Origin of the sequence: Pseudomonas citri, from assembly GCF_025336485.1 — a bacterium.
Taxonomy (GTDB): Bacteria; Pseudomonadota; Gammaproteobacteria; order Pseudomonadales; family Pseudomonadaceae; genus Aquipseudomonas; species Aquipseudomonas citri.
Window position 1 is genome coordinate 143,979 of record NZ_JAODAB010000012.1, and the last position, 25,450, is coordinate 169,428.

General features: G+C 62.9%; 22 protein-coding genes. 6 read left to right on the forward strand and 16 right to left on the reverse strand.

From position 1 onward, the window contains the following. Nucleotides 1-38 precede the first annotated feature (38 nt). The 11 genes from N4Q37_RS15435 to N4Q37_RS15485 form a co-directional block, all read right to left on the reverse strand. Nucleotides 39-1,331 carry an adenylosuccinate synthase gene (locus N4Q37_RS15435; protein WP_260958923.1) on the reverse strand — a complete coding sequence of 431 codons (1,293 nt, stop codon included), beginning with the start codon at nt 1,329-1,331 and terminating at the stop codon, nt 39-41. 54 nt (nt 1,332-1,385) lie between these two features. Beyond that, on the reverse strand, nt 1,386-2,573 hold the full coding sequence (locus N4Q37_RS15440) for an ATP phosphoribosyltransferase regulatory subunit (RefSeq protein ID WP_260958925.1): 1,188 nt from the start codon (nt 2,571-2,573) through the stop codon (nt 1,386-1,388). A 360-nt stretch (nt 2,574-2,933) separates the two neighbouring features. Beyond that, nucleotides 2,934-3,803, reverse strand: a complete 870-nt coding sequence (hflC, locus tag N4Q37_RS15445; RefSeq protein WP_260958927.1) for a protease modulator HflC — start codon at nt 3,801-3,803, stop codon at nt 2,934-2,936. After that, on the reverse strand, nt 3,803-4,978 hold the full coding sequence (gene hflK, locus N4Q37_RS15450; protein WP_260958930.1) for an FtsH protease activity modulator HflK: 1,176 nt from the start codon (nt 4,976-4,978) through the stop codon (nt 3,803-3,805). Before hflK ends, hflC begins: the two co-directional genes overlap by 1 nt. 85 nt (nt 4,979-5,063) lie before the next feature. Further along, complete coding sequence (gene hflX / locus N4Q37_RS15455; RefSeq protein ID WP_260958932.1) at nt 5,064-6,365, reverse strand: ribosome rescue GTPase HflX; 1,302 nt, start codon at nt 6,363-6,365, stop codon at nt 5,064-5,066. A gap of 12 nt (nt 6,366-6,377) precedes the next feature. Beyond that, on the reverse strand, nt 6,378-6,638 hold the full coding sequence (hfq, locus tag N4Q37_RS15460; protein WP_003186419.1) for an RNA chaperone Hfq: 261 nt from the start codon (nt 6,636-6,638) through the stop codon (nt 6,378-6,380). Nucleotides 6,639-6,729: 91 nt separating this feature from the next. Further along, nucleotides 6,730-7,701, reverse strand: coding sequence for a tRNA (adenosine(37)-N6)-dimethylallyltransferase MiaA (gene miaA, locus N4Q37_RS15465; RefSeq protein ID WP_260958936.1), 972 nt, complete (start codon nt 7,699-7,701; stop codon nt 6,730-6,732). After that, on the reverse strand, nt 7,701-9,617 hold the full coding sequence (mutL, locus tag N4Q37_RS15470; RefSeq protein ID WP_260958938.1) for a DNA mismatch repair endonuclease MutL: 1,917 nt from the start codon (nt 9,615-9,617) through the stop codon (nt 7,701-7,703). The genes miaA and mutL overlap by 1 nt, the downstream gene beginning before the upstream one ends. Beyond that, nucleotides 9,614-11,044, reverse strand: a complete 1,431-nt coding sequence (locus N4Q37_RS15475; RefSeq protein WP_313958326.1) for an N-acetylmuramoyl-L-alanine amidase — start codon at nt 11,042-11,044, stop codon at nt 9,614-9,616. The genes mutL and N4Q37_RS15475 overlap by 4 nt, the downstream gene beginning before the upstream one ends. Continuing rightward, a complete protein-coding gene (gene tsaE, locus N4Q37_RS15480; RefSeq protein WP_260958940.1) occupies nt 11,044-11,514 on the reverse strand; it encodes a tRNA (adenosine(37)-N6)-threonylcarbamoyltransferase complex ATPase subunit type 1 TsaE in 471 nt (156 codons plus the stop codon). Before tsaE ends, N4Q37_RS15475 begins: the two co-directional genes overlap by 1 nt. Further along, nucleotides 11,502-13,001, reverse strand: a complete 1,500-nt coding sequence (locus N4Q37_RS15485; protein ID WP_260958942.1) for an NAD(P)H-hydrate dehydratase — start codon at nt 12,999-13,001, stop codon at nt 11,502-11,504. Before N4Q37_RS15485 ends, tsaE begins: the two co-directional genes overlap by 13 nt. Before the next feature lie 63 nt (nt 13,002-13,064). Here N4Q37_RS15485 and queG point away from each other — a divergent pair, with 63 nt between their 5' ends. After that, nucleotides 13,065-14,144, forward strand: coding sequence for a tRNA epoxyqueuosine(34) reductase QueG (gene queG / locus N4Q37_RS15490; RefSeq protein WP_260958944.1), 1,080 nt, complete (start codon nt 13,065-13,067; stop codon nt 14,142-14,144). Here queG and N4Q37_RS15495 read toward each other — a convergent pair. Both N4Q37_RS15495 and orn read right to left on the reverse strand, forming a co-directional pair. Then, the gene (locus N4Q37_RS15495; RefSeq protein ID WP_260958979.1) at nt 14,126-14,740 is read right to left on the reverse strand and encodes a trimeric intracellular cation channel family protein; all 615 of its coding nucleotides are present in this window, start codon (nt 14,738-14,740) and stop codon (nt 14,126-14,128) included. The two genes, queG and N4Q37_RS15495, sit on opposite strands and share 19 nt — an antisense overlap. Nucleotides 14,741-14,973: 233 nt before the next feature. Next, nucleotides 14,974-15,516 carry an oligoribonuclease gene (gene orn, locus N4Q37_RS15500; protein WP_047700365.1) on the reverse strand — a complete coding sequence of 181 codons (543 nt, stop codon included), beginning with the start codon at nt 15,514-15,516 and terminating at the stop codon, nt 14,974-14,976. A gap of 253 nt (nt 15,517-15,769) precedes the next feature. Between orn and rsgA the strand changes: the two genes are divergently transcribed. Then, a complete protein-coding gene (gene rsgA / locus N4Q37_RS15505) occupies nt 15,770-16,801 on the forward strand; it encodes a small ribosomal subunit biogenesis GTPase RsgA (protein WP_260958948.1) in 1,032 nt (343 codons plus the stop codon). Nucleotides 16,802-16,886: 85 nt separating this feature from the next. Here the strand turns inward: rsgA and motB are convergent, their stop codons facing one another. Together motB and motA are read right to left on the reverse strand one after the other, a co-directional pair. Next, on the reverse strand, nt 16,887-17,927 hold the full coding sequence (gene motB / locus N4Q37_RS15510) for a flagellar motor protein MotB (RefSeq protein WP_260958950.1): 1,041 nt from the start codon (nt 17,925-17,927) through the stop codon (nt 16,887-16,889). Between the two features lie 3 nt (nt 17,928-17,930). Next, entirely contained in the window at nt 17,931-18,782 is an 852-nt protein-coding gene (gene motA, locus N4Q37_RS15515; protein ID WP_260958951.1) for a flagellar motor stator protein MotA, read from the reverse strand. A 163-nt stretch (nt 18,783-18,945) separates the two neighbouring features. Between motA and N4Q37_RS15520 the strand changes: the two genes are divergently transcribed. The 4 genes from N4Q37_RS15520 to N4Q37_RS15535 all read left to right on the forward strand — a co-directional run bounded on the left by N4Q37_RS15520 (nt 18,946) and on the right by N4Q37_RS15535 (nt 24,114). After that, entirely contained in the window at nt 18,946-20,484 is a 1,539-nt protein-coding gene (locus tag N4Q37_RS15520; RefSeq protein ID WP_260958952.1) for an HDOD domain-containing protein, read from the forward strand. A 42-nt stretch (nt 20,485-20,526) separates the two neighbouring features. Beyond that, a complete protein-coding gene (locus N4Q37_RS15525; RefSeq protein WP_260958954.1) occupies nt 20,527-21,342 on the forward strand; it encodes a rhodanese-like domain-containing protein in 816 nt (271 codons plus the stop codon). A 19-nt stretch (nt 21,343-21,361) separates the two neighbouring features. Next, complete coding sequence (gene asd / locus N4Q37_RS15530) at nt 21,362-22,222, forward strand: archaetidylserine decarboxylase (protein WP_260958956.1); 861 nt, start codon at nt 21,362-21,364, stop codon at nt 22,220-22,222. A gap of 134 nt (nt 22,223-22,356) precedes the next feature. Next, nucleotides 22,357-24,114: a molecular chaperone gene (locus N4Q37_RS15535; protein ID WP_260958958.1), complete on the forward strand. Its 1,758-nt coding sequence runs from the start codon at nt 22,357-22,359 to the stop codon at nt 24,112-24,114. Between the two features lie 89 nt (nt 24,115-24,203). On the opposite strand, the gene serB is transcribed toward N4Q37_RS15535, so the two are convergent. Further along, nucleotides 24,204-25,418 carry a phosphoserine phosphatase SerB gene (serB, locus tag N4Q37_RS15540; RefSeq protein ID WP_260958960.1) on the reverse strand — a complete coding sequence of 405 codons (1,215 nt, stop codon included), beginning with the start codon at nt 25,416-25,418 and terminating at the stop codon, nt 24,204-24,206. Nucleotides 25,419-25,450 lie beyond the last annotated feature (32 nt).

A 25,450-nucleotide genomic window follows, 5' to 3' on the forward strand; every position in this document is an offset into this window, starting at 1 on the left:
CCGATGAGGGGCCCTTTTTGTTTTACATCAACGACTTATCAGCCGAACGGATGACGCAGGACGATGGTTTCGTTGCGGTCCGGCCCCGTCGAAATAATGTCGATCGGCGCGCCGACCAGCTCTTCCAGGCGCTTGATATAGTTGCGCGCCGCCACTGGCAGCTCTTCCAGGGTCTTGGCACCGACCGTGGATTCAGTCCAGCCAGGCATCTGCTCGTACACCGGCTCCAGGCCGATGTAGCTGTCGGCGTCGGTCGGCGCGTCGATGACAGCGCCGTCCTGGTTCTTGTAGCCCACGCAGATGTTGATGGTTTCCAGGCCGTCCAGCACGTCCAGCTTGGTCAGGCACAGGCCCGAGATGCTGTTGACGTCGATGGCGCGACGCAGGATGACGGCATCGAACCAGCCGCAACGACGGGCACGGCCGGTGGTGGCACCGAACTCATGGCCGCGCTTGGCCAGGAAGGCACCGACGTCGTCGAACAGCTCAGTCGGGAACGGACCCGAACCGACACGCGTGGTGTAGGCCTTGGTGATCCCCAGGATGTAGTCCACGTACATCGGACCAAAACCCGAACCGGTGGCGATACCGCCGGCGGTGGTGTTCGAGCTGGTGACGTATGGATAGGTACCGTGGTCGATGTCCAGCAACGAGCCTTGGGCGCCTTCGAACATGATGTCCTTGCCGGCGCGACGCAGCTCGTGCAGCTCGGCGGTGACGTCGAGCATCATCGGCTTGAGCAGCTCGGCGTACTCCATGCACTCATCCAGGGTCTTCTGGAAGTCGATGGCCGGCTCTTTGTAGTAATTGACCAGGACGAAGTTGTGGTAATCCAGCAACTCGCCCAGCTTGGCGGCGAAGCGCTCACGGTGGAACAGGTCACCGATGCGCAGGCCACGACGAGCCACCTTGTCTTCATAGGCCGGGCCGATGCCACGACCGGTGGTGCCGATCTTCATCTCGCCACGGGCTTTTTCACGGGCCTGGTCCAGCGCCACGTGATAGGACAGGATCAGCGGGCAGGACGGGCTGATACGCAAGCGCTCGCGCACCGGTACACCCTTCTCTTCCAGCTTGACGATTTCTCGCAGCAGGGCGTCGGGCGCCACCACCACACCGTTGCCGATCAGGCATTGCACGCCTTCGCGCAGCACGCCCGACGGAATCAGGTGCAGGACGGTTTTTTCACCGTCGATCACCAGGGTGTGACCCGCGTTGTGGCCACCTTGGTAGCGCACTACGGCGGCAGCATGTTCGGTCAGCAGATCAACGATCTTGCCTTTGCCCTCATCACCCCACTGGGTGCCCAGGACTACGACATTCTTACCCATAACACTTGTCCTCATTCGCGCAAACTTGGTGCCGGCAGCCGCCGGCAGGAAAACTCAAGAAGCCAGCGGCAGTACTTGCCAAAGCCCATTCTGCAGAATCAATTGCCGGTCGCAGTCCGCCTCACGGGCGGCGGCCAGAGGTTGCCCAGGCAAGGCCTGGACCACACGCTGACCCTCACTGCGCAACTGGCAGACCGCCTGCCAGAGTGCCGCATCCGTACTGTCAGGCACCCAGATACCGCCAGACGGTAGCTCGATCTCAGCACGCCCCAGGGTCACCAGGGTTTTCAAATCGGTGGAGAAACCCGTCGCCGGGCGGGCGCGACCGAAATCGGCGCCGATGTCGTCATAACGACCACCCTGGGCGATGGACTGGCCCACGCCGGGTACGAATACGGCGAACACCACACCGGTGTGGTAGTGATAACCACGCAACTCACCCAGGTCGAAATACAGCGGCAACTCGGGGAAGCGCACCGACAGACGCTCGGCGATCGCCAGCAAGTCGTCCAGCGCCGCCAATACAGGCGCCGGCGCATGAGCCAGGCGTTGACGGGCCGCCTCCAGCACTTCGCGACCGCCGCACAGGTCAACCAGCGACCGCAACATGGCGGACAGATCGGCCGGCAGCCCCTCGGTCAGGCTGATGACTTCGTCGATGGCCTTGCGTTGCAGGGCATCGAACAATTGTTGCTCCACTTCCCCGGACAACCCGGCCGCGCGCGCAAGGCCGCGATAGATGCCGACATGCCCCAGGTCCATGTGGACATCCGGTACGTCCGCCAGTTGCAGCATGGCCAACATCAGGCTGATGACTTCCACGTCGCTGCTCGGACTGGCATCGCCATACAACTCGGCGCCCAGCTGGATCGGGCTGCGGGAAGAGGACAGGGCCCGCGGCTGAGCGTGCAACACGCTGCCGGCGTAGCACAGGCGGCTCGGACCTTCCCGGCGCAGGGTGTGGGCATCGATGCGCGCCACTTGCGGCGTGATGTCGGCCCGAAAGCCCATCAGCCGGCCTGACTGCGGGTCGATCACCTTGAAGGTACGCAGGTCCAGGTCCTGGCCCGCGCCGGTCAGCAGGGATTCCAGGTACTCGATATGCGGGGTGACGACAAACTCGTAACCCCAGCTCTGGAACAGATCCAACACCTGCCGACGCGCTACTTCTATACGCGCAGCTTCCGGTGGCAGTACTTCTTCGATGCCATCTGGCAGCAGCCAGCGGTCTACCGTTGCCATTACGCCATTCCCCTATGGTCCGGGTGGCCAGCCTTCGGGCAAGCCTTGAGTGAAGCAGAAAATGCCCACGCCTTGCGCAAAAAGCGCGCAAGAGCGACGTGACGAATGGCTCGGAATCGGCCTCGTCCCGCATTTTCCTCGAAAAACCTGTCAGGTATTCAACCCGACGCCTGCCGCTAAAACCGCAATCGAACGTGCAGACGCAAAAAAGCCGGGAATTTCCCGGCTGCCGCATCATACACACGTTTTCCCAAAGGATCACCCTGCCCGATGCTTTAGCCGCCGGGCGGAGTCTTCCCGGGCTTTGTACGAAAAGTACCTGCGCGGCGACTTTTCGTACAAACCCTGGTCAACGCCGTATCAAGGCTTGGCCTTTTCCAGGAAGCGGAAGAACTCGCTGCTTGGGTCCAGGACCATGACATCGGATTTGTTCGCGAAGCTTTCACGGTAGGCGCGCAGGCTACGGTAGAACGCGTAGAACTCCTGGTCCTGGCCGAAAGCCTTGGCGTAGATCGCGGCCGCCTGGGCGTCGCCATCACCGCGAACCTCTTCCGACTCACGATACGCCTCGGCCAGCAACACGCGACGCTGACGATCGGCGTCGGCACGAATGCCCTCGGCCAACTCGTTACCCTTGGCGCGATGCTCGCGGGCCTCACGCTCACGCTCGGTGCTCATACGCTCGAACACGCTGCGGTTCACTTCCTTGGGCAGGTCGATCGCCTTGACCCGGACATCGACCACTTCGATACCCAGCTCTTTTTCCGCCATGCCATTCAGCGAACGGGTGATATCAGCCATGAGCGCATCACGCTCACCGGACACCACCTCGTGCAGCGTACGCTTGCCGAACTGGTCACGCAGGCCCGACTCCAAGCGGCGGGACAGACGCTCGTCGGCGATCTGCTTCAGGCCCGAGGTCGCGGTGTAGAAGCGCTCGGCATCTTTCACGCGCCATTTGGCGTAGGCATCCACCATCACAGCTTTCTTTTCCAACGTCAGGAAACGCTGCGTCGGCGCATCCAGGGTCATCAGGCGGCCATCGAATTTGCGCACCTTATTGACGTAGGGCACCTTCACATGCAGGCCCGGCTGGACATCCGGCTGGACCACGCGTCCGAATTGCAACAGCACCGCACGCTCGGTCTGAGCCACGATGTAGAAGCAGTTCCAGGCAGCGATCGCCACGACGACACCGACGATAAGGGCGATCAGTGATTTATTGCTCATCAGCGACTCTCCCTGGTACGTGCTGGCTGTTGCTGCAGATCCGCTGCCGCCCGGGTATTGGCTTCATTGCTGGCGGAGGTCGAGTTGCTCGACGGTGCACTGCTGGTGCTGCGGCCGCTCTCGACCATTTTGTCCAGCGGCAGGTACAGCAGGTTGCTCTGGCCGTTCTTGTTACCGGTCACGAGAACCTTGCTGGTGCTGCTGAAGACTTCTTGCATGGTATCCAGGTACAGGCGCTCACGGGTCACTTCAGGGGCCTTGCGATACTCGGCCACCAGCTTGGTGAAGCGATCGGCCTCACCCTTGGCGCGGGAGACCACCTCACCGCGATAGCCGTTGGCATCCTCGATGATCCGCTGGGCCTGGCCACGGGCTTCCGGCACCACGCCATTGGCGTAGGTCTCGGCCTGGTTGCGCGAACGCTGCTCGTCTTCACGGGCACGGATCACGTCGTCGAAGGCTTCCTGGACTTCACGCGGCGCCGCGGCACTCTGGACGTTGACCTGGGTGACGGTGATACCGGTGCGATAGGTGTCGAGGAAGCGCTGCAGGCGCTCCTTGATTTCGCTGGCCATCAATTCGCGTCCCTCGGTCAGCACCTGGTCCATGGCGGTAGAACCCACCACGTGGCGCAGGGCGCTTTCGGTCGCGTGTTGCAGGCTCACTTCCGGCTGGTCGACGTTCAGCACGAAGTCCTGCAGGTTGGTGATCTTGTATTGCACGGTCAGTGGCACTTCGACGATGTTCTCGTCCTCGGTCAGCATCTGGCCCTGCTTGGTATACGCACGCTCGCGCGTGACGTTCTCCATGTACTTCTGGTCGATCGGCGGGAAATAGATATTCAAGCCCGGGCCGACGGTTTCGTAGTACTTGCCGAAGCGCAGCACCACGGCCTGCTCCTGCTCGTCCACGACATAGACCGCGCTGTACAGCCAGACGGCCGCAAGCACGACGAGACCGATGCCGAGCAGGCCGAAACCACCGCCATTGCCCGGGCGACCGCCACCGTCGTCGCTGCGTTTCTTACCACCGCCGAACAAACCGTTCAGGCTTTCCTGCAGCTTGCGGAAGGCCTCGTCGAGATCCGGTGGCCCCTTGCGGTCGCCGTTGTTACGACGCTTGCCACCCCAGGGATCCTGATTATTCGAGTTGCCACCCGGCTCATTCCAAGCCATAGCGCTCTCCATCTGATAAAGCTAAGGCGCACCCACGGCGCGCCGGCCAATGCTACAGAATGCCTGACACAGCGTTCTCAGGCTTTTATTGCAAAGTGTGTTGCTCGATGAATTCCATCGGTTGCAGCCCTTCGCGACTGACCAGCCGGTTCAACTCCGACCGGGGCAGGCGCACAGCCAGCAGACAGAGACCTTCTTCGTCGTGCTCTTCCTTCTGTACCGCGCCCAGCTCGAAGAACTGGGCTCGCAGCCGGGCAAAGCGCTGCGGCAGCTTCAAGGTGCCGACAAACAGGTCGTCCCCCAACAGCTCAGCCACGGCCTGCTTGAGCAGGTCCAGGCCGGTGCCGTCGCGAGCCGACAACCAGACCCGCTGCGGCTTGCCATCGGCATCACGCTGGATCTGCGGCTCTACGCCTTCGAGCAAATCGAGTTTGTTGTATACCTCGAGGATCGGCAAGTCCTCGGCCCCGATCTCGCCCAGCACCACCATTACCTGCTCGATCTGCAGCATCCGGTCAGGCTCGGCGGCGTCGATCACGTGCAGCAGCAGGTCGGAGTTGCTCGACTCTTCGAGCGTAGCCCGGAAAGCCTCGACCAGCTTGTGCGGCAGATGACGGATGAAGCCCACGGTGTCGGCCAGCACGATCGGTCCGAGATCGTCCAGGTCGAGCCGGCGCAGGGTCGGATCGAGCGTGGCGAACAACTGGTCGGCCGCGTAGACGTCGGATTGGGTGATGTTGTTGAACAGGGTCGATTTGCCGGCGTTGGTGTAGCCCACCAGTGAAACCGTCGGGATCTCCGCGCGCTTGCGACCGCGCCGCGACTGCTCGCGTTGGCTGCGGACCTTTTCCAGGCGCCCCTTGATCTGTCGCAGGCGAACCCGCAACAGGCGCCGGTCGGTTTCCAGCTGGGTTTCCCCCGGGCCGCGCAGGCCGATACCGCCCTTCTGCCGCTCGAGGTGAGTCCAGCCGCGAACCAGCCGGGTACTCATGTGCTCAAGCTGGGCCAGTTCGACCTGGAGCTTGCCTTCATGGGTACGCGCGCGCTGGGCGAAGATATCGAGAATCAGCCCTGTCCGGTCGATCACGCGACACTCGAACACGCGTTCGAGGTTACGCTCCTGACTGGGCGTGAGGGTGTGGTTGAAAATCACCAGGTCGACGTGCTCGGCCTTGACCAGGTCGCGCAACTCCTCGACCTTGCCACTGCCGATCAGGAACTTGGCGGTGGGCCGATGACGCGGCACGCTGAAAAACGCGACGGTCTCGGCGCCAGCTGAAAGCGCCAGTTCCTGAAACTCCTGCGGATCTTCGCGCGCCTCAGGGTCCTGTCCTTCCAAGTGAACGAGAATAGTCCGTTCACCACCACCGTGGCGCTCAAAGAACAAAGGAGGCTCCTATCAGGCGTTACCCGGCTCAGCGTCACCGCCTTCGGATTCGGTTGCGCTAGGCAGACGGATTGGACGAACTGGCACAACGGTCGAGATCGCGTGCTTGTAGACCATTTGGCTGACGGTGTTTTTCAGAAGGATGACGAACTGGTCGAAAGACTCGATCGTGCCCTGCAGTTTGATCCCGTTTACCAGATAGATGGACACCCCAACTTTCTCTTTACGTAAAGTGTTCAAGTAAGGGTCTTGTAGCGAATGCCCTTTTGACATGTGCCGCACTCCTTTAAGGATCAATAATAAAAATCGGAATCAGATGGCTTGGGCCGTCACACCCCCAAGGATAGACGGCAATTGCAAGGACTCAGCTCAATATGGAGATGGTCCCGAGGTATTTCAAGGCGCGTGGCAGATTGTCGCAATCGAGGCTATCGAGCCAATGCAGGTCAGTCCAGCTACGCAGCCAGGTGAACTGGCGCTTCGCCAATTGGCGCGTGGCAATGATCCCACGCTCCCGCATCTCGGCTGACGTCAGCTTGCCGTCCAGGTAATCCCAGACCTGTCGATAACCCACCGCACGTATAGACGGCAACCCGGCATGCAGGTCACTTCTGGCGCGCAGGGCTACGACCTCGTCGATGAATCCCTGTTCCAACATTAATGTGAATCTTTGTTCAATTCGCCGATGCAGCACTTGCCGGTTCGCCGGGGCGATGGCCAGATTCGCGACAGTATAGGGCAATTGTTGCAGTCCCGAAGCGGCTGCTTCAGTACTTTGCGCAGATTGTCGCTGGCGCAGGGCGGTCATGCTCTGGCCGCTGACCCGATAGACCTCCAGGGCCCGACTGAGGCGCTGCGGGTCGTTGGGGTGAATACGCGCCGCCGACTCCGGATCGATGATCGCCAATTGCTCGTGCAGGGCTTGCCAGCCAAGGCGCGCGGCCTCTTCTTCGATCTGCGCGCGCACCTGCGGATCGGCCGCCGGCATGTCCGCCAGCCCATCGATCAACGCCTTGTAATACAACATCGTGCCGCCCACCAGCAGCGGAGTCTTGCCCCGCGCCGTGATCTCGGCCATGGCCTGGAGTGCATCGCGGCGGAAATCCGCGGCCGAATAGGCTTCGGCCGGGTCGAGGATGTCGATCAGCCGGTGGGGGAATTCGGCCAACAGCGCTTTCGAGGGCTTGGCGGTGCCGATGTCCATGCCCCGATAAACCAATGCCGAATCGACACTGATCAACTCGCAGGGCAGGACCTTGGTCAGCTCGATGGCCAGGTCGGTCTTGCCGGCGGCGGTCGGCCCCATGAGGAAAATCGCGGGTGGTAACTGGCTCATCAACGACCGCGCAGGAACAGTTTGTCCAGGTCGTCCAGGCCCAATTGGGTCCAGGTCGGCCGGCCATGGTTGCATTGACCGCTGCGCTCGGTGTTTTCCATGTCCCGCAGCAGACCGTTCATTTCCGGCAGGGCCAGGCGCCGGTTGGCGCGGATCGCGCCGTGGCAGGCCATGGTGCCGAGCAGCTCGTTCAGGTGCGCCTGGATCCGGTCGCTGGTGCCGTACTCCATCAAGTCGGCCAGTACGTCGCTGACCAGGCGATTGGCCTCGGCCTGTTTCAGCAAGGCCGGGATCTGCCGGATCGCCAGGGTTTCCGGGCCCAGGCGTTGCAGTTCGAAGCCCAGGCGCTGGAACCAGCCCATGTGCTCTTCGGCGCAATCGGCTTCGCGCTGGCTGACCGCCAGGGACTCGGGCACCAGCAACGGCTGGCCGCTCAGGCCTTCGCTGGCCATGGCGATTTTCAGCCGCTCGTACATGATCCGCTCGTGGGCCGCGTGCATGTCCACCAGGACCAGGCCCTGGGCATTTTCCGCCAGGATATAGATGCCCTTGAGTTGCGCCAGGGCATACCCCAGCGGCGGGATATCGCCCTGGCCGTCGGGCAGTGCCGCCGGGCTGGTTTCCGGCAACGGCTTGAAGAACTCGCGATAGGCCGCCTGGGCCTCGGCCACCGGCACGTTCGATTGCGGCCGCGGGGTGTATTGATACTGGTAGCCGCTGCCTGCGCCACTGCCGGCCGCGTTGTAGCTCGGCTGGGGCTGGGGTTGTTCCAGTTGAGTGTGGGCGGCCAGGCGCATTTCGCCCTGGGGGCCGAACTCGCCGGCTTCGAGCCCCGTCGGCCGGACCATGCCGCCCACCGCAGCCGGGGCGGCCAGTTGGTCTTCCGGTCGCACATCGCCCAAGGCGCGGTGCAAGGTGCCATAGAGAAAATCGTGCACCATGCGCCCGTCACGGAAACGCACTTCGTGCTTGGTCGGGTGCACGTTGACGTCCACCACCGACGGGTCGACTTCGAAGAACAGCACGAAAGTCGGGTGCCGGCCATTGAACAGCACGTCGCGATAAGCCTGGCGCACCGCATGGGCCACCAGCTTGTCGCGTACCGCCCGGCCGTTCACGTAGAAGTACTGCAAGTCGGCCTGGCTGCGGGAGAAAGTCGGCAGGCCGACCCAGCCCCACAGGTGCAGACCGTTGCGTTCCACGTCGATGGGCAAGGCCTGCTCCAGGAAACCCGCGCCGCACACCGCCCCTACGCGCCGGGCACGGGCCGCGTCGTCGCGGGCCTCATGCAGGCTGAGGATGGACTTGCCGTTGTGGCGCAAATGGAAGGCCACGTCGAAACGCGCCAGGGCCAGGCGCTTGATGACTTCTTGCAGGTGATCGAATTCGGTTTTCTCGGCCTTGAGGAACTTGCGCCGCGCCGGGGTGTTGAAGAACAGGTCGCGCACTTCCACCGAGGTGCCCGCCGGATGGGCCGCAGGCTGGACGCGAGACGCCATGTCCCGGCCCTCGGTCTCGACCTGCCAGGCTTGCTCGGCATCACGGGTACGCGAAGTCAGGGTCAGGCGCGATACCGAACTGATGGACGCCAGCGCCTCGCCACGAAACCCCAGGCTCATGACACGTTCGAGGTCTTCCAGGTCGCGGATCTTGCTGGTGGCGTGACGGGCGAGGGCCAGCGGCAGGTCGTCGGCCGGAATACCGCGACCGTCATCGCGCACCCGCAGCAACTTGACGCCACCCTGCTCGACATCCACATCGATGCGCCTGGCGCCGGAGTCGAGGCTGTTTTCCAGCAGCTCCTTGATGACCGACGCCGGGCGCTCGACCACCTCACCGGCGGCAATCTGGTTCGCCAGCCGGGGGCTGAGCAGCTCGATGCGAGCGTTGCCGGCGTTCACTTCATCATCGCTCATTGCTGGGCCGCCACTTCATTGCCGGGAATGGTCAGGGTCTGGCCGATCTTGAGCTCGTCGCTCTTGAGGTTGTTGGCACTGCGCAACAAGGCAGGCGACACCTGGTAGCGCACGGCGATCATGGCCAGGGTTTCGCCAGGGCTGACGCGATGGTCCCGCGGCCCTTGGGCGATCTTGCCGGAGTCGCGCAGCCAGGCAATGTAGGTGCCTGGCGGCGGATTCTGTTGGAAGAACTGCCGCACGCCACTGCTGATCGAACGGGCCAGAGCCTGCTGGTGGCTTGCCGACGACAGCTTGGAGGCTTCGTTGGAGTTGGAGATGAAGCCGGTTTCCACCAGGATCGACGGGATGTCCGGCGATTTGAGCACCATGAACCCGGCCTGCTCGACGCGTTGCTTGTGCAGCGGCGTGACGCGACCGATGTTGCTCAGGACTTTCTGGCCGACGTTCAGGCTGGAGGTCAACGAGGCGGTCATCGACAAATCCAGCAACACACCGGCAAGCATCCGGTCCTTGTCGTCGAGGCTGACGTTGCCGGCGCCGCCGATCAGGTCGGAGCGGTTTTCGCTGTCGGCCAGCCAGCGGGCGGTCTCGGAGGTCGCGCCACGGTCGGACAGGGCAAACACCGAGGCCCCGAACGCAGCGGCCGAAGGCGCGGCGTCGGCGTGGATCGAGACGAACAGGTCGGCGCCTTTCTTGCGGGCGATTTCGGTGCGGCCGCGCAACGGGATGAAGTAGTCGCCGGTGCGGGTCAGCTCGGCGCGGAAACCTTTCATGCCGTTGACCTGGCGCTGCAATTCGCGGGCGATGGACAACACCACGTCTTTTTCCCGCTGCCCGCGCGAGCCCGAGGCGCCTGGGTCCTCACCACCGTGACCGGCGTCGATCACCACGATGATGTCGCGCTTGCCGGCCGGGGCCGGTGGCAGCTTGATCGCAGGCTCGGTCGGTGTCACCGGTACCGCCGGCACCGTGGCGACATTGGGCGCAGGCGCGGGGGCCGGCGCTGCGTCGGCGGGGTTGTCGAACAGGTCCACCACCAGCCGGTTACCGTACTGGGCATTCGGGGCCAGGGTGAAGCTTTTCGGGGTCACGGCTTTCTTCAGGTCGATGACTACCCGCAGGTCGGTCGGCGTACGCTGGGCCGAGCGCATCGCAGTGATCGGCGTATTGGCCGTGGCGACGTTCAGCGGCGCCCCCAAGGTCGCGCCGTTGATGTCGATCACCAGGCGATCCGGGGCAGTCAGGGTGAATACGCTGTGTTGCACCGGCCCGGTCAGGTCGAAGACCAACCGAGTGTTATCCGGTGCCCGCCAGAGGCGAACGCTGTTGACCTTTGTCTCGGCCACAGCATCGACGGCCAGTGCCGTAAGCAACAGTCCTACGACAGCAACCACCGCGCGAAAGCGCATACCAAACCCCATCATCAAATAGTTTCCAATGCCAAAGCGGCACACCAGGACTCGCCACGCGAGCCTTGTGGCGTCAGTTTCAGCGAACGCCCGCCGTTCTGCGCGCCAATGGTAATGGTCAGGTCAGGCTTTGGCAAAAAGCCTGCACCCTTGTCAGGCCATTCGATCAGGCACAAGGCGTCATCTTCGAAATAATCGCGGATGCCGAGAAATTCCAGCTCCTCAGGATCCACCAGGCGGTACAAGTCGAAATGGAAGGCGCGGATGTCGCCGATCTCGTAGGGCTCAACCAGGGTGAACGTCGGACTCTTTACCGCGCCGGTGTGTCCGAGGCCACGAATGATGCCTCGCGACAGCGTGGTTTTGCCCGCGCCGAGGTCGCCCTCGAGGAAAATCAGGCCGTGGCCTTCGGTAACGCGCGCAATGCGCCCCCCCAAATCCGTCATGGCGGCTTCATCCGCCACGTACAGGGTTACTTCAGACACGGTGAATGCTCCTCCAACAACTGACGAATGGCCGGGATCAGGTCGGTCGCCACCACTCCCCGGCCCGACCGGCCGACTTGCGCACCCGCGCTGGCATGCAGCCAGACCGCCAGGCACGCGGCTTCAAAACCCTCCATGCCCTGGGCCAGCAAGGCACCCACCACGCCGGCCAGCACATCCCCCAGTCCCGCCGTGGCCATGGCCGGATGGCCCTGGTTGCATACCGCCAGGCGGCCGTCCGGGCTGGCGATCAGGCTGCCGGCCCCCTTGAGGATCACCGTGGCGGCGTATTTCTGGCTCAAGGCATGGGCCGCTGCCGGGCGATCGGCCTGCACCTGGGCAGTGGATATCCCCAGCAGCCGCGCCGCCTCTCCCGGGTGCGGGGTGATCACACAGTGCTCGGGCAAGCTGACAGCACCGCCGCTCAGCAGGTTCAGCGCATCGGCATCCCACACTTGCGGCAGCGCGGCGTTGGCCGCCGCCGACAACAGGCTGCGCCCCCAGGCCGCCTGCCCCAGACCCGGCCCGACCACCAGCACGCTGGCCTGTTGCAGCAAGTCCATCAACTGATTCGCCGAATGGGTGCCCAGGACCATCACTTCCGGCAGACGCGCCAACGCGGCGGCGACGTGCTCGCTGCGGGTCGCCATGGAGACCATGCCCGCACCGCAGCGCAGGGCACTTTCGGCGCTCATCTGGATCGCGCCGCCAAAGCCCCGGTCGCCACCGATCAATAGAACATGACCGAACTTGCCTTTATGGGACGTGGGCGCGCGCGGCGTAAGGCGTTGCAGGTTATGCGGTGAGAGCAACCGCGCGCTGAACGGCGCCGACTCAACGACATCCGGATCGGCGTGCAGGTCATTGAATACCAACTCGCCAACCCGGTCGGCCGAATCGCCGGTGAACAACCCCAGCTTCAAGCCGATGAACGTCACCGTCAGGTCGGCCGTCACCGCCGTACCCAACACCCGCCCGGTGTCGGCGCACAGCCCCGAAGGGATGTCCACGGCGGCGACCGGCAGGCCACTGACGTTGATCGTGTCGATGGCCCGCACGTAAGGCTCGCGCACCTCGCCACTCAGGCCCGTGCCGAGCAAGGCATCCAGCAGCACGCCGCGCAGCTCGGACTCATCGGCCCAGGGCTCCACCGGCACACCGACCGCCACCGCCTCGGCGTGGGCATTGGCGGCATCGCCTTGCAGATGCCGGGGTTCGCCCACGGTCAGCACCCGCACCGACCACCCGGCGCGCCGGGCCAGGGTCGCCACCAGGTAACCGTCCCCGGCGTTGTTGCCATGACCGGCCAGGACCGTCAATTCACCGGCCTCGGGCCAGCGCCTGACGATCGCTCGCCAGGTCGCGCGGGCGGCGCGCTGCATCAATTCGAAGCCCGTGGTGCCCGCTGCGATCAATTGCGCGTCAAGGGCGCGAACCTGCGCGGCACTGTACAGCGCGTCGGGAAAATCATCTTTAGTGTGCGGCATGCGTCTTCGAGCTCCGATGTCTGGCAGAATTATACGCATCTCAGCTCCGGTTTCTCTCGCCTCATGCCTGCTATCGCCACCGACCTCGCCGCCCTCGCCCAATCCATCAAGGAGTGGGGCCGCGAGCTGGGTTTCCAGCAGGTCGGCATCAGCGGCCTGGACCTGGCCGAACATGAGCAGCACTTGCAACGCTGGCTCGAGGCCGGCTACCACGGCGAAATGGACTACATGAGTGCCCATGGCAGCAAACGCTCGCATCCCGAGGAACTGGTGCCGGGAACGCTGCGGGTGGTGTCGCTGCGCATGGACTACCTGCCGGGCGATACACAGATGGCACAGATGCTCGGCCAGCCGGAGAAGGCCTACATCTCGCGCTATGCGTTGGGCCGCGACTATCACAAATTGATCCGTAAACGCGTGCAACAACTGGCCGAAAAAATCCAGGCGGTCATCGGCCCTTTCGGTTACCGCGCCTTCGTCGACAGCGCACCGGTGCTGGAAAAGGCCATCGCCGAACAGGCCGGACTGGGCTGGATCGGTAAAAACACGCTAGTCCTGAATCGCAAGGCCGGCAGCTACTTTTTCCTGAGCGAACTGTTTGTCGACCTGCCGCTGCCAGTGGACCCGCCACATGCCACCGGGCATTGCGGAAAATGCACGGCCTGCCTGGACATCTGTCCGACAAATGCCTTCGTCGGCCCCTACATGCTCGACGCTCGACGCTGCATTTCCTACCTGACCATCGAGCTGAAAAATGCCATCCCCGAAGAACTGCGGCCGTTGATCGGCAACCGGGTGTTCGGTTGCGATGACTGCCAGATCGTCTGCCCGTGGAACCGCTTCGCCCGCCCGTCCGGGGAAGGCGACTTCAAGCCGCGGCACAACCTGGACAACGCCGAGCTGGCGGAGCTGTTCCTGTGGGATGAAGCGACATTCCTCAGCAGCACCGAAGGTTCGCCGTTGCGCCGCGCCGGCTATGAGCGCTGGCTGCGCAACCTGGCGGTGGGGCTGGGTAACGCGCCGTCAACGATTCCAGTGCTGCAAGCGCTCCAGGCACGAAGCGACCATCCATCGGAGCTGGTGCGCGAGCATGTGCAATGGGCGCTGCGCCAGCACGCCGAGCGTCAGACCTCGTCGTTGTAGACGAACTTGGGCATTTCCCAGTGAAAGCGAATCGCCAGGAGCCGCAGCAGGAACCCGCCGAACAAGGTAATCAGAATCGCCTGTTCGCCAGGCAATTGCAGGTAGACACAGAATAGATAGCACCACGCGGCGGCAAACGAGACGCTGGCGTAGAGTTCGCGACGGAAGATCAGCGGGATATCGTTGCAAAAGATGTCCCGCAGGATACCGCCGAACACCCCGGTGATGACGCCGCTGACGGAAGCCACCAACATGCCATGGCCCATTTCCAGCGCGGTCATGCAGCCAATCAGGGTAAACGCCACCAGGCCTGCGGCATCGAGCACCAGGAACAACGAGCGCAAGTGGCGCATCCAGCGAGCCAGGAACACCGTCAGCATCGCGGCGGCGGTGGTCAATACCAGGTATTCCGGATGCTTGACCCAGGTGAGCGGGTAATGGCCGAGCAGCACATCACGCACAGAGCCGCCACCCAGCGCCGTCACGCAAGCGATCAGCACCACGCCGAACCAATCCATGCCCCGACGCCCGGCAGACAGGGCGCCGGTCATGGCTTCGGCGGTGATGGCGATCAGGTAAAGCATCAACAGCATGATGGCGGTCCTTACAAAAAGGCGCGCAGTCTAGCCATTTCGGGCAGGCACCAAAAGGGGGCGCTACACAGACATAACTCAACACGGAAGCTGTGCCATGAGATCTGTGGGAGCAAAGCTTGCTCGCGAAACAGGCGCCTCAGTCCCTGAAAGACCGCATCGCCTTCATCGCGGGCAAGCCTTGCTCCCACAAGCTTTGCTCTCACCTTCACCAGCAAGAGCGCCGCGCACTTCAATCAGAACTTGATGAAATGCTTGCGGTAGTGCTGCAACTCGGCGATGGACTCGCGAATATCGTCCAGTGCCAGGTGGCTGCCGCCCTTCTGGAAGCTGTCGCGCACCTGCGGGGCCCAGCGGGCCGCCAGCTCCTTGAGGGTGGATACATCCAGGTTGCGGTAGTGGAAATAGCTTTCCAGGGATTTCATGTGGGTATAAAGAAAGCGCCGGTCCTGGCAGATGCTGTTGCCGCAGATCGGCGACTTGCCCTTCGGCACCCACTGCTCCAGGAAAGCGATGGTCTGGGCTTCGGCCTCGGCCATGCTGATCTTGCTCTCGCGCACCCGCTGGGTCAGGCCCGAGCCGCCGTGCTGGCGGGTGTTCCATTCATCCATGCCGGCCAGGACCTCGTCACTGTGGTGGATCGCGATCACCGGGCCTTCGGCCAGGGTGTTGAGGTCACTGTCGGTGACGATGGTGGCCATTTCGATGATGACGTCGGTATCAGGGTTCAGACCGGTCATTTCCAGGTCGATCCAGATCAGGTTCTGCGGGTTTTGCATGGGGAGGCTCCTCGGCGTAGCCAGGCAGTTTAGCCTAGGCTTTGTCCGAAAAGTGCCTGCGCGACGATCATGCTGCGTTGAAAACAGCCTCGCAATGCTCATAGACAATCAGTCAACTGCGCTTGCGAGCCTGTTTTTGCCTTGCCTGATCGCCGCTTGGCGACTTTTCGTACAAACCCAAGGCCGGCCGTCGGGCGTGCTAAACTCGCGACCGTTTTACCCTATTCGCAGTATTTCTTCATACGGAACACCCATGGCCAAACGCCAACTCAATCGTCGCCAGAACTGGCGCATCGAAAAGATCCAGGGCGAACGCGCTGCCCGTGCCGCCAAGCGTGAATCCAGTGCGGTGCAAGCCCTAGAGGGCGGCGACCTGGGCCCGGAACAGACCGGCCTGGTGATCGCTCACTTCGGTGTGCAGGTGGAAGTCGAGGCCTGCGAAGGCGAACTGGCCGGGCAGATATTCCGCTGCCACCTGCGTGCCAACCTGCCGGCGCTGGTGACCGGCGACCAGGTGGTCTGGCGCGCCGGCAACCAGGGCATCGGCGTGATCGTGGCGCAACTGCCGCGCCGCACCGAATTGTGCCGCCCGGACAGTCGCGGCCAGCTCAAGCCGGTGGCGGCCAACGTCGACATGATCATCATCGTGTTCGCGCCAATGCCCGAACCCCATGCCAACCTGATCGACCGTTACCTGGTGGCAGCCGAGCACGCCGGCATCCGCCCGTTGCTGCTGCTCAACAAGTTCGACCTGATCGACGAGCACAATGCCCCGGCGCTGAACGCCTTGCTGTCGGTCTATCGGCAACTGGGCTACCCGGTGCTGGAAGTGTCCGCCCACCACGGCAACGGCATGGAACAATTGCAACGGCAATTGGACGGGCACATCAGCGTGTTCGTCGGCCAGTCCGGCGTCGGCAAGTCGTCACTGGTCAACAGCCTGCTGCCGGATGTCGAGACCCGCGTCGGGCCGCTGTCCGAGCTGTCCGGCCAGGGCACCCACACCACCACTACGGCGCGGCTGTTCCACTTCCCCGGCGGTGGCGACCTGATCGACTCACCGGGTATCCGCGAGTTCGGCCTGGGCCACGTCAGCCGGGCTGACGTGGAAGCCGGCTTCATCGAGTTCAACGACCTGATCGGCACCTGCCGCTTCCGCGACTGCAAACACGACCGCGAACCGGGTTGCGCCCTGCTCAAGGCCCTGGAAGACGGCCGCGTGCAGCAGCAACGGATGAACAGCTACCGTTCGATCATCGCCAGCTTGCCAGAAAGCAGTTACTAAGCCGCACGCTCATTTGCGGCCACAACGGCAAGCAACTTTCAGTGACCCAATAAAAAGCCGACAGTGAAGTCGGCTTTTTATTGGGTCATGGCGCAGGCGAGCCACCCGGTTTCGGCGCGGCATCGTCGAACAAGTTCAAACGCTCGCGCAGCTCATGGGCAGGCACCGGCTGCTGGTTCGCCGGCAAGGCGTTCGGATCCGCCGCCGCACCCGGCGTTGCCGCTGGTGCTTCGCCGGGCGCGCCCTGACCCTCGGCAGGGTCCGGCGCCGGGTCGTTGGTCTGCGAACCTTCGATGGCCTGCTGGGCCTTCTTGGTCAATACCACGATATCGATCCGCCGGTTGACCGGGTTGAGCGGGTTCTTGCGGTCGAACAACGCCGAAGAGGCATAACCGACCACCCGCGCGACCTGCTCATCCGGATAACTGCCAGCCACCAAGGCACGACGTGCCGCGTTGGCACGGTTGGCGGACAACTCCCAGTTACCGAAATCGCCTTTGCCGGCATAAGGCTGGGCATCGGTGTGGCCGCTGATGCTGATCTTGTTCGGCACCGCCTTGATGGTGTCGGCCATGGCCAGCAGGATGTCTTCGAAATAAGGCTTCAGGCGTGCACTGCCGGAGTCGAACATCGGACGGTTCTCGGCGTCCATGATCTGGATGCGCAAGCCGTTCGGCGTGATCTCGAACAGGATCTGGTCCTTGAACTTCTGCAGTTGCGGGTTTTCTTCGACCTTGTTCTGCAACTCCTGCAGCAGCAACTCCAGGCGTTCGCGCTCGATCTGCTCGGCCATGCCTTCGACCTGCTCGGTATCGGTCGTCACCTTGTCGGGCTGGGGCTGGGATTTGACTTCAGGATTGAGGGTCGTGTCTGGCGCCAGGGTCGGTGAGCCGCCCAGGTCGATGATGTACGGCGTGCCGCTTTCAGTGAAACCCACCGGGTCCTTGAAATAGCCGGCGATGGCGATCTTCTGCTCCGGCGTGGCGGTGGACAGCAGCCACAGCACCAGGAAGAACGCCATCATCGCCGTCGCGAAGTCGGCGAAGGCAATTTTCCAGGCGCCGCCGTGGTGCCCGCCGGCTATGCGCTTGACGCGCTTGACTATGATCGGCTGGTTATTTTCCATAACTTAGCGACCGCGAACCGCTTGTTCCAGCTCGGCAAAGCTTGGACGGTGCGCCGGGTACAGGACCTTGCGGCCGAACTCCACCGCCAACGACGGCGGCATGCCCGAGGCCGAGGCCACCAGGGAAGCCTTGATAGCTTCGTAAGTATTGAGTTCTTCCTTGGCGTCATGGGCCAGGGAGTGGGCCAGCGGACCGAAGAACCCGTACGCCGCCAGGATACCGAAGAAGGTACCCACCAGGGCCGCACCGACGTGCAGGCCGATGGATTTCTGGTCGCCATCACCCAGGGACGCCATGGTCACCACGATACCCAATACCGCCGCGACGATACCGAAGCCGGGCATGGCGTCGGCGATGCCGGTAACGGCGTGGGATGGATGTTCCAGGTCTTCCTTGAGGCTGTACAGCTCCATGTCGAACAGACCTTCGAGTTCATGGGGCGCCATGTTGCCGGACGACATGATGCGCAGGTAATCGCAGATGAACGCCGTCATGCGCTCGTCCTTGAGCACGGCGGGGTATTTGGCGAAGATCGGGCTGGCGGCGGCGTCTTCGATGTCGCCTTCGATCGCCATCATGCCTTCGCGGCGGCTCTTGTTGAGGATCTCGTAGATCAGCCCGAGCACTTCGAGGTAAAAGGTGTGGCTGAAGCGCGAACTGAACATGCCCAAGGATTTCTTGAGCACGTGCATGGTCATATAGCCAGGGTTGGCCTGGAGGAATGCACCGAGGGCCGCACCGCCGATGATCATCACCTCGAAGGGTTGGATCAAGGCGGCGATCTTGCCATGGGAAAGCACGTATCCGCCAAGCACGCTCGCGAACACGACAATGATGCCGATAATTTTAGCCATAGATAGAAGGTACTTACTTAAGTCGGGTTCAAGGTCATATTCGGAAGCTGAAAATCTCTTCTTCTACTTATCGGCAAAACTGCGCCAGACTATAGCCAGTTCTGGCGAAAAGCCAGTTTGCCCCGCTCCGGGCGTAGACCTCATATGATGATCGCGTCCAACCATGGCTAACAAAACGACCGCTCCAACGCCACGTCCCATCACGCTCGAAGGCTGGGTGAAGCTGCTTGAAGGCGTGCACTTGCCGGTGCCCCAGGCCAGTCACGACCTGGTCTGCCGGGCCATCACCGACAGTCGACGGTCGCTGCGGGACATCGCCGAGCTGATGCAGGACAGCCCCGCCCTGGCGCTGAGCGTCATCCGCGAAGCCAACCATCACACCCATGGCAGCCTCGCGGAGCCGGCGGAAAACCTCGAGGTGGCCATCAACCGCCTCGGCCTCAAGCGCACCGAAGAACTGCTCGCCCGCCTGCCGTCGTTGCCCGAACCCCAGATACCCGTCGCCCTGCGCCAGTTGCAATTGATCAGCCAGCACGCCACGCAACAGGCCAATGGTTTCTTCGCCAGCCGCCTGGCGCGGCTGTGGCAAGACATCCACTGGGGTAGCCTGCTGTTCCTGTCGCCGCTCTGGCCGCTGACCCTGACTCACCCGCGCTTGCTCGGCGAGTGGGAGCTGCGGGTCATTCATAAAGGCCAGTCAGCCAGCAAGGTGGAGCGCGAGCTGTTTGGCGTACGCCTGCTGAACATCTGCCTGGCCCTGGTAGAAGCCTGGCGCCTGCCGATCTGGGTCGCGCAGGGCTACCGCCTGCTGCTCAATGAGCGGCGCGAACTGGTTAAAGTGCTGCGTATCGCCCGGGACAGCGAACACCCGCTGCGCCAGCAGAATCGCCTGGACGACGACCCGGCTTTGCGGCACTGGCTCAACCAGCCGGCCAACACCGTGTTGCTGGCCAACGGCCTGGCCCTGTCGGCGCACCATGCCTGGGACAGCACGCATAGCACCCGTTGGCAATACCTCACCAGTTTGTATCTGCAGATGTCGATGGATGAGGTCCAGCAACAACTGCACCAACAAGCCGCCAACAGCGCACGCCATCACGCCATGCCCGACCTGTGGCATCCGGCGCAGGCCTTGATCTGGCCCTGGGGCAGCCGGCGCATCCATCCCGGGTTGCTCCCACCCCCACCGCCGAGCCCGGAAGACCTGAGCCAGTGGCGCAAACAATGCTCGGCATTGCTGGTGGAGCCGAGCCCGTTCAGCAACGCCATGCACCTGACCACTTCGGCACGCGATGCCTTGGCGGCGTGCGGCATGCGTCGGGTCATGATCCTGATGGCCGACCGCAACCAGACCAGCGTCCGCGTGCATCAGATCGCCGGCCTGCCCCAGGAGGCGGCAGCCATGAGTTTCCCCATCGGCCAAAGCAAGGTCTTGCAACGGCTGCTGGCCCAGCAGGCCCAGGTTCGCCTGAGCCCACAGAACAATGCGCAGTTTTCCGCACTGCTGCCACCGGGCTTGCGCAGCCTGTTTCGCGGCGAACACCTGCTGTTGCGTTCGCTGGCCTGCAACGGCCGGGTGATCATGCTGGTGGTCGCGGATCAAGGCGGTGGCCCGCTCTCGGACGTGACCGTGCAAGCCTTCGGCAAGACCGTGCAATGCATCGAGCGCGCCCTGCACACCTTTACCAACCGCGGCCGCTGAACTTGCTACAATCCTTTCCCTTTGCGCCCCTGGAGACCTCACATGCCTGACTTCTCTGGCTTGCCATTGGTGATCGAGCCGAGCGACCTGCTCCCGCGCCTCGACACCCCTGAACTGATCCTGGTGGACCTGACCAGTGCCGCCCGCTACAGCACCGGGCATATTCCCGGCGCTCGCTTCGTCGACCCCAAGCGCACCCAATTGGGCCTGCCGCCCGCGCCGGGCCTGCTGCCAGCGAAAACCGATCTGGAAACACTGTTCGGCGAACTCGGCCACAACCCGGATGCGGTCTACGTGGTCTACGACGACGAAGGCGGTGGCTGGGCCGGACGCTTCATCTGGCTGTTGGACGTGATCGGTCACTCGAACTATCACTACCTCGACGGCGGCCTGCTGTCGTGGCTGGACGAAGGTCTGCCGGTGGCCACCGAGGTGCCCGCGCCCGCTGCTGGCCCGGTGAGCGTCATGCTGCTAGAAGCGCCCACTGCCACCCGCGAATACCTGCAAAGTCGCCTCGGCGCCGCCGACTTGGCGATCTGGGATGCGCGCGGCCCACTGGAATACTCCGGCGAGAAAGTCGTGGCGGCACGGGGCGGACACATCCCCGGCGCGGTCAATTTCGAGTGGACCGCCGGCATGGACCCGGCGCGCAGCCTGCGCATCCGCAAGGACATGCCGCAGATCCTCGAAAAACTGGGCATTACGCCCGACAAGGAAATCATCACCCACTGCCAGACTCACCACCGCTCTGGCTTCACCTACCTGGTGGCCAAGGCACTCGGTTATCCGCGGGTCAAAGGCTATGCCGGTTCCTGGGGCGAATGGGGCAATCACCCCGACACCCCTATCGAGCTTTGAAGGTTCTTAAGGACAGTTCATGAAAAACCGTTTGTTCATCATTTCCCAGTACCTGCTGCCCCATCACTTGCTGTCGCGGCTGGCCGGCTGCATTGCCGAATGCCGCGTGCGCTGGTTCAAGAATGCCTTCACCGCCTGGTTCGCCAAGCGCTACCAGGTAGACATGTCCCAGGCCCTGGTGGAAGACGTGACGGGCTACGAGCACTTCAACGCGTTTTTCACCCGCGCCTTGAAAGACGGCGCTCGCCCACTGGACCAGACACCGGGCGCGATCCTCAGCCCCGCCGACGGTGCCATCAGCCAGCTCGGCCCGATCGAGCACGGTCGCGTTTTCCAGGCCAAGGGCCACAGCTTCAGCGTGTTGGAATTGCTGGGCGGTGATGCCGCCAACGCAGCGCCATTCATGGGCGGCGAATTCGCCACCGTCTACCTCTCCCCCAAGGACTACCACCGCGTGCACATGCCGCTGGCCGGCACTCTGCGGGAGATGGTCTACATTCCCGGGCGGATTTTCTCGGTCAACCAGACCACCGCCGAAAACGTCCCGGAACTGTTCGCTCGCAACGAGCGCGTGGCGTGCATTTTCGACACCGAGCGCGGGCCGATGGCCGTGGTACTGGTGGGCGCGATGATCGTTGCGTCCATCGAAACCGTCTGGGCCGGGCTGGTGACGCCACCCAAGCGCCAACTGAAAACCTTCCGCTACGACGAAGCCGCCCGCGCACCGATCCATTTGGAAAAAGGCGCTGAACTGGGACGCTTCAAGCTGGGCTCGACGGCGATCGTGCTGTTCGGACCGGACCAGATGAAATGGGCCGAAGGCCTGGTGGCTGGCTCGCCCGTGCAGATGGGCCAGGGGCTGGCATTGCCAAAAGCCTGAGTCACGGTAAAAGCAGACCTGTGGGAGCAAAGCCTGCTCCCACAACACATAAACATTCAGGACAACGCATCGCCGTATCAACTGCTAGAGTTTGGAAACATCATTTTCATTTCCCGCCGGAGCCCGTCCACGGCATGAATGAGACCAGCCCTCTCCAGTTGTTGCGCGTCCTGAACCCGACACAGCCCCGCCTGTCGTTCTGCGACGCCACGCCACGCGACCTCAAGCGATGGATCGCCAACCTGCCCAAGGCCAACATTGGCGAGACTGCCCGCCTGCTGTACCAGGCACTGGGCGAACTCAACCAACTGCTCACGCCCAGCGAAAACCGCCTGCAACTGCTCGAACTGCTCAGGCCCGAGGTGCATTACGTCTGCAAGCACCTGGAACGACATTTCCTGCAACAGGCCATCGTACTGGATGACCGCTCACGCAAGATCGTCAACCTGTGCCAAGCCCTGCAGAGCTACCTCGCGATGGGCTACAAGCAGATCGTGGCCCGCATCGCGCCGAAATTCAGCAAAGACCGCGCCCGTCTGCTGAGCACCACGCTGCAACGGGCGATGCAGGCTCTCAACGGGCAACTGTTGCGCGCCAGCCAACTGTACAGCCCGATACCTGAAGGCTTGTGGCTCGATCTGCACCAGCTCTACCGGATCGCCTGCCAATTGCGCTTGCAGCACCTGAACGTGAGCGATGACCTGGCCAGCCAGGTCCAGCAGTTGAATGTCGAACAGACCTATGTCGTCGCCCTGTTGCTGGGGGCATCCCGTAGCAATCAACTGCGCCAGAGCCAGATTGCACGACTGGCCGAAGTGCTCGAAGCCTGGAGCCCACGTGTCAAGCTGGACCCACCCAGGGCGGCGGCGAACCTGTTCGCCGTGGCTCCGGAACTGGATATCGGACCACGCTATCGTTCCAAATTCCGGGCCGAGCAGCAGCCGACCTTGCAAGGGTTCGATCCGCAACCGCTGGTGCAAGCCATCGCCAGCTATCTGGAGCAACCGAACGACTCGACACTGTCGGTTCCAAACGGCATGAGCACCGACACTTTGCACCACCTGCAAGCGGCCTGGGGCGAAGCAGCCGAGCGCAGCTTCCAGCGCACCGAGGGCAATGGCAAGCTGACAATCTGCGTGGGCATGAGCGCATTGCACTATTACCTCGGCGGCGAGCGTTCTTTCAGCGAGATCCTCAAGACCTCCGCGACACGCAAGGCGCGGTTCGACGTTTCGCCGGGGAAATCGAACGACACCTGGAAGCAGGCCTTCGACGCGGCTCCCACGGGCGACAGCGACCTGTTGCCCTACGAAGAAATCGAATACCCGGCCAACCCGAGCGATGACGACGGCAGCGGCTCGAACAACCAGCATCACTTTCCGACCTACGACCTGCCGATCATCAACCATAGCCCCGGCGGCTACTGCCTGGGCTGGCCGAAAGAGGTTCCGGAACAACTCCAGGCCGGGGAAATGGTCGGTATCCGCGACGCCAGCGAGCAAGCCTGGAGCATCGCCGTGGTGCGCTGGATCCGCCAGGTACGCAATGGCAGCATGCAAATGGGCATCGAGCTGATCGCGCCCCACGCCCAGCCCTGCGGGCTGCAACTGGTGCGTGAAGAGAAAGAACAGAACCATTACTTCAGAGGGTTGCTACTGCCGGAAATCAGCGCCATCGACCTGCCGGCCACCATGATCGCCCCTCGCCTGCCCTTCCAGGAGGGCCAGCACGTCATGATCAATACCAACGGCGAAGAACGCCGCGCCGGCCTGGACCGCCGGGTCACCAGCACCCACAGTTTCAACCAGTTCGCTTATCACCAGGAGGATTCAGGCGCCGGGAAAGGCAGCGACGCCGAGGGGGATTTCGATTCGTTGTGGAAGTCGCTTTAAACAGCGCATGTCCCTTTGCGGTGAGGGGACTGGTTTGTGGCGAGGGGATTTATCCCCTCGCCACAAACAGAGAGTAATACACTCAGAGCTCAACGCTGCCCGTCACGATCCCTGAAGCCCAGCAGATACAGCACCCCATCCAGCCCCAGGGTTGAAATGGCCTGCCTGGCCGACTGCTTGACCAGCGGTTTGGCGCGGAAGGCCACACCCAACCCGGCAATGGCCAACATCGGCAAATCATTGGCGCCGTCGCCCACGGCGATGGTCTGCTCCAGGCTCAGGCCTTCCTTCGCGGCCAATTCGCGCAACAGATCGGCCTTGCGCTGGGCATCGACAATGGGCTCAACCGCCACGCCGGTCACCTTGCCATCCACCACTTCCAACTCGTTGGCGAACACATAGTCAATGCCGAGCTTGGCCTGCAACTGCCGGGCGAAATAGGTGAAGCCACCGGACAGGATGGCGGTCTTGTAACCCAGGCGCTTGAGTTCGGCGAACAGGATCTCGGCGCCTTCGGTCAAGCGCAGGGAAGCGCCGATGGAATCCAGTACGCTGATATCGAGGCCTTGCAGCAGCGCCAGGCGCTCCTTGAAGCTGGCGCGAAAATCCAGTTCGCCGGCCATGGCCCGCTCAGTGATGGCCGACACTTTGTCGCCCACGCCAGCGGCCTTGGCCAGCTCATCGATAACTTCGGCTTCGATCAGCGTCGAATCCATATCGAACACCGCCAGGCGACGGTTGCGACGGAACAGCGAATCCTCCTGGAAGGCGATGTCGACGTTCAGCTCCTGGGCCACGCTGAGGAATTCGGCACGCAATGCCTGGGGATCGGCCGGTTCGCCACGCACCGAAAACTCGATGCAGCCCTTGCCCTTGTCCTCCGCCATGTCCAACGGCATGCGCCCCGACAGGCGGTCGATATGATCGATATTCAAGCCATATTCAGCCGTGATCGAACTGACACGCTGCAACTGTTCGGCGGTGACCTTGCGGGTCAACAACGTAACGATATGGCGCTGCTTGCCCTGGCCGGCCACCCAATACTGGTAATCGGCTTCGGAAACTGGCGTGAAACGCACCTGCTGGTCGAGTTCATGTGCGGCGAACAGGATGTCCTTGAGCACCGACTTGCTCTGTTCGGCGTTCGGGATTTCAACCAGGATGCCAAATGACAGTGTGTCGTGAATCACCGCCTGACCGATGTCTAGAACGTTCACACCACCTTGGGCCAGAACGCCGGTAATGGCCGCAGTCAGACCCGGACGGTCGCTGCCAGTGATGTTTATCAGGACGATTTCGCGCAAGGCGCACCCCCGCAGGTGAAAAAAAACGCATT

Coding starts and splice junctions, on each gene's coding strand:
- miaA (WP_260958936.1), bottom strand. CDS start 7,701: ATGAGCCAGTTACCACCCGCGATTTTCCTCATGGGGCCGACCGCCGCC.
- motA (WP_260958951.1), bottom strand. CDS start 18,782: ATGGCTAAAATTATCGGCATCATTGTCGTGTTCGCGAGCGTGCTTGGC.
- N4Q37_RS15440 (WP_260958925.1), bottom strand. CDS start 2,573: ATGGCAACGGTAGACCGCTGGCTGCTGCCAGATGGCATCGAAGAAGTA.
- N4Q37_RS15525 (WP_260958954.1), top strand. CDS start 20,527: ATGCCTGACTTCTCTGGCTTGCCATTGGTGATCGAGCCGAGCGACCTG.
- mutL (WP_260958938.1), bottom strand. CDS start 9,617: ATGAGCGATGATGAAGTGAACGCCGGCAACGCTCGCATCGAGCTGCTC.
- queG (WP_260958944.1), top strand. CDS start 13,065: ATGCCTGCTATCGCCACCGACCTCGCCGCCCTCGCCCAATCCATCAAG.
- hflK (WP_260958930.1), bottom strand. CDS start 4,978: ATGGCTTGGAATGAGCCGGGTGGCAACTCGAATAATCAGGATCCCTGG.
- asd (WP_260958956.1), top strand. CDS start 21,362: ATGAAAAACCGTTTGTTCATCATTTCCCAGTACCTGCTGCCCCATCAC.
- N4Q37_RS15435 (WP_260958923.1), bottom strand. CDS start 1,331: ATGGGTAAGAATGTCGTAGTCCTGGGCACCCAGTGGGGTGATGAGGGC.
- N4Q37_RS15520 (WP_260958952.1), top strand. CDS start 18,946: ATGGCTAACAAAACGACCGCTCCAACGCCACGTCCCATCACGCTCGAA.
- N4Q37_RS15535 (WP_260958958.1), top strand. CDS start 22,357: ATGAATGAGACCAGCCCTCTCCAGTTGTTGCGCGTCCTGAACCCGACA.
- orn (WP_047700365.1), bottom strand. CDS start 15,516: ATGCAAAACCCGCAGAACCTGATCTGGATCGACCTGGAAATGACCGGT.
- rsgA (WP_260958948.1), top strand. CDS start 15,770: ATGGCCAAACGCCAACTCAATCGTCGCCAGAACTGGCGCATCGAAAAG.
- hflC (WP_260958927.1), bottom strand. CDS start 3,803: ATGAGCAATAAATCACTGATCGCCCTTATCGTCGGTGTCGTCGTGGCG.
- motB (WP_260958950.1), bottom strand. CDS start 17,927: ATGGAAAATAACCAGCCGATCATAGTCAAGCGCGTCAAGCGCATAGCC.
- hfq (WP_003186419.1), bottom strand. CDS start 6,638: ATGTCAAAAGGGCATTCGCTACAAGACCCTTACTTGAACACTTTACGT.
- N4Q37_RS15485 (WP_260958942.1), bottom strand. CDS start 13,001: ATGCCGCACACTAAAGATGATTTTCCCGACGCGCTGTACAGTGCCGCG.
- N4Q37_RS15475 (WP_313958326.1), bottom strand. CDS start 11,044: ATGATGGGGTTTGGTATGCGCTTTCGCGCGGTGGTTGCTGTCGTAGGA.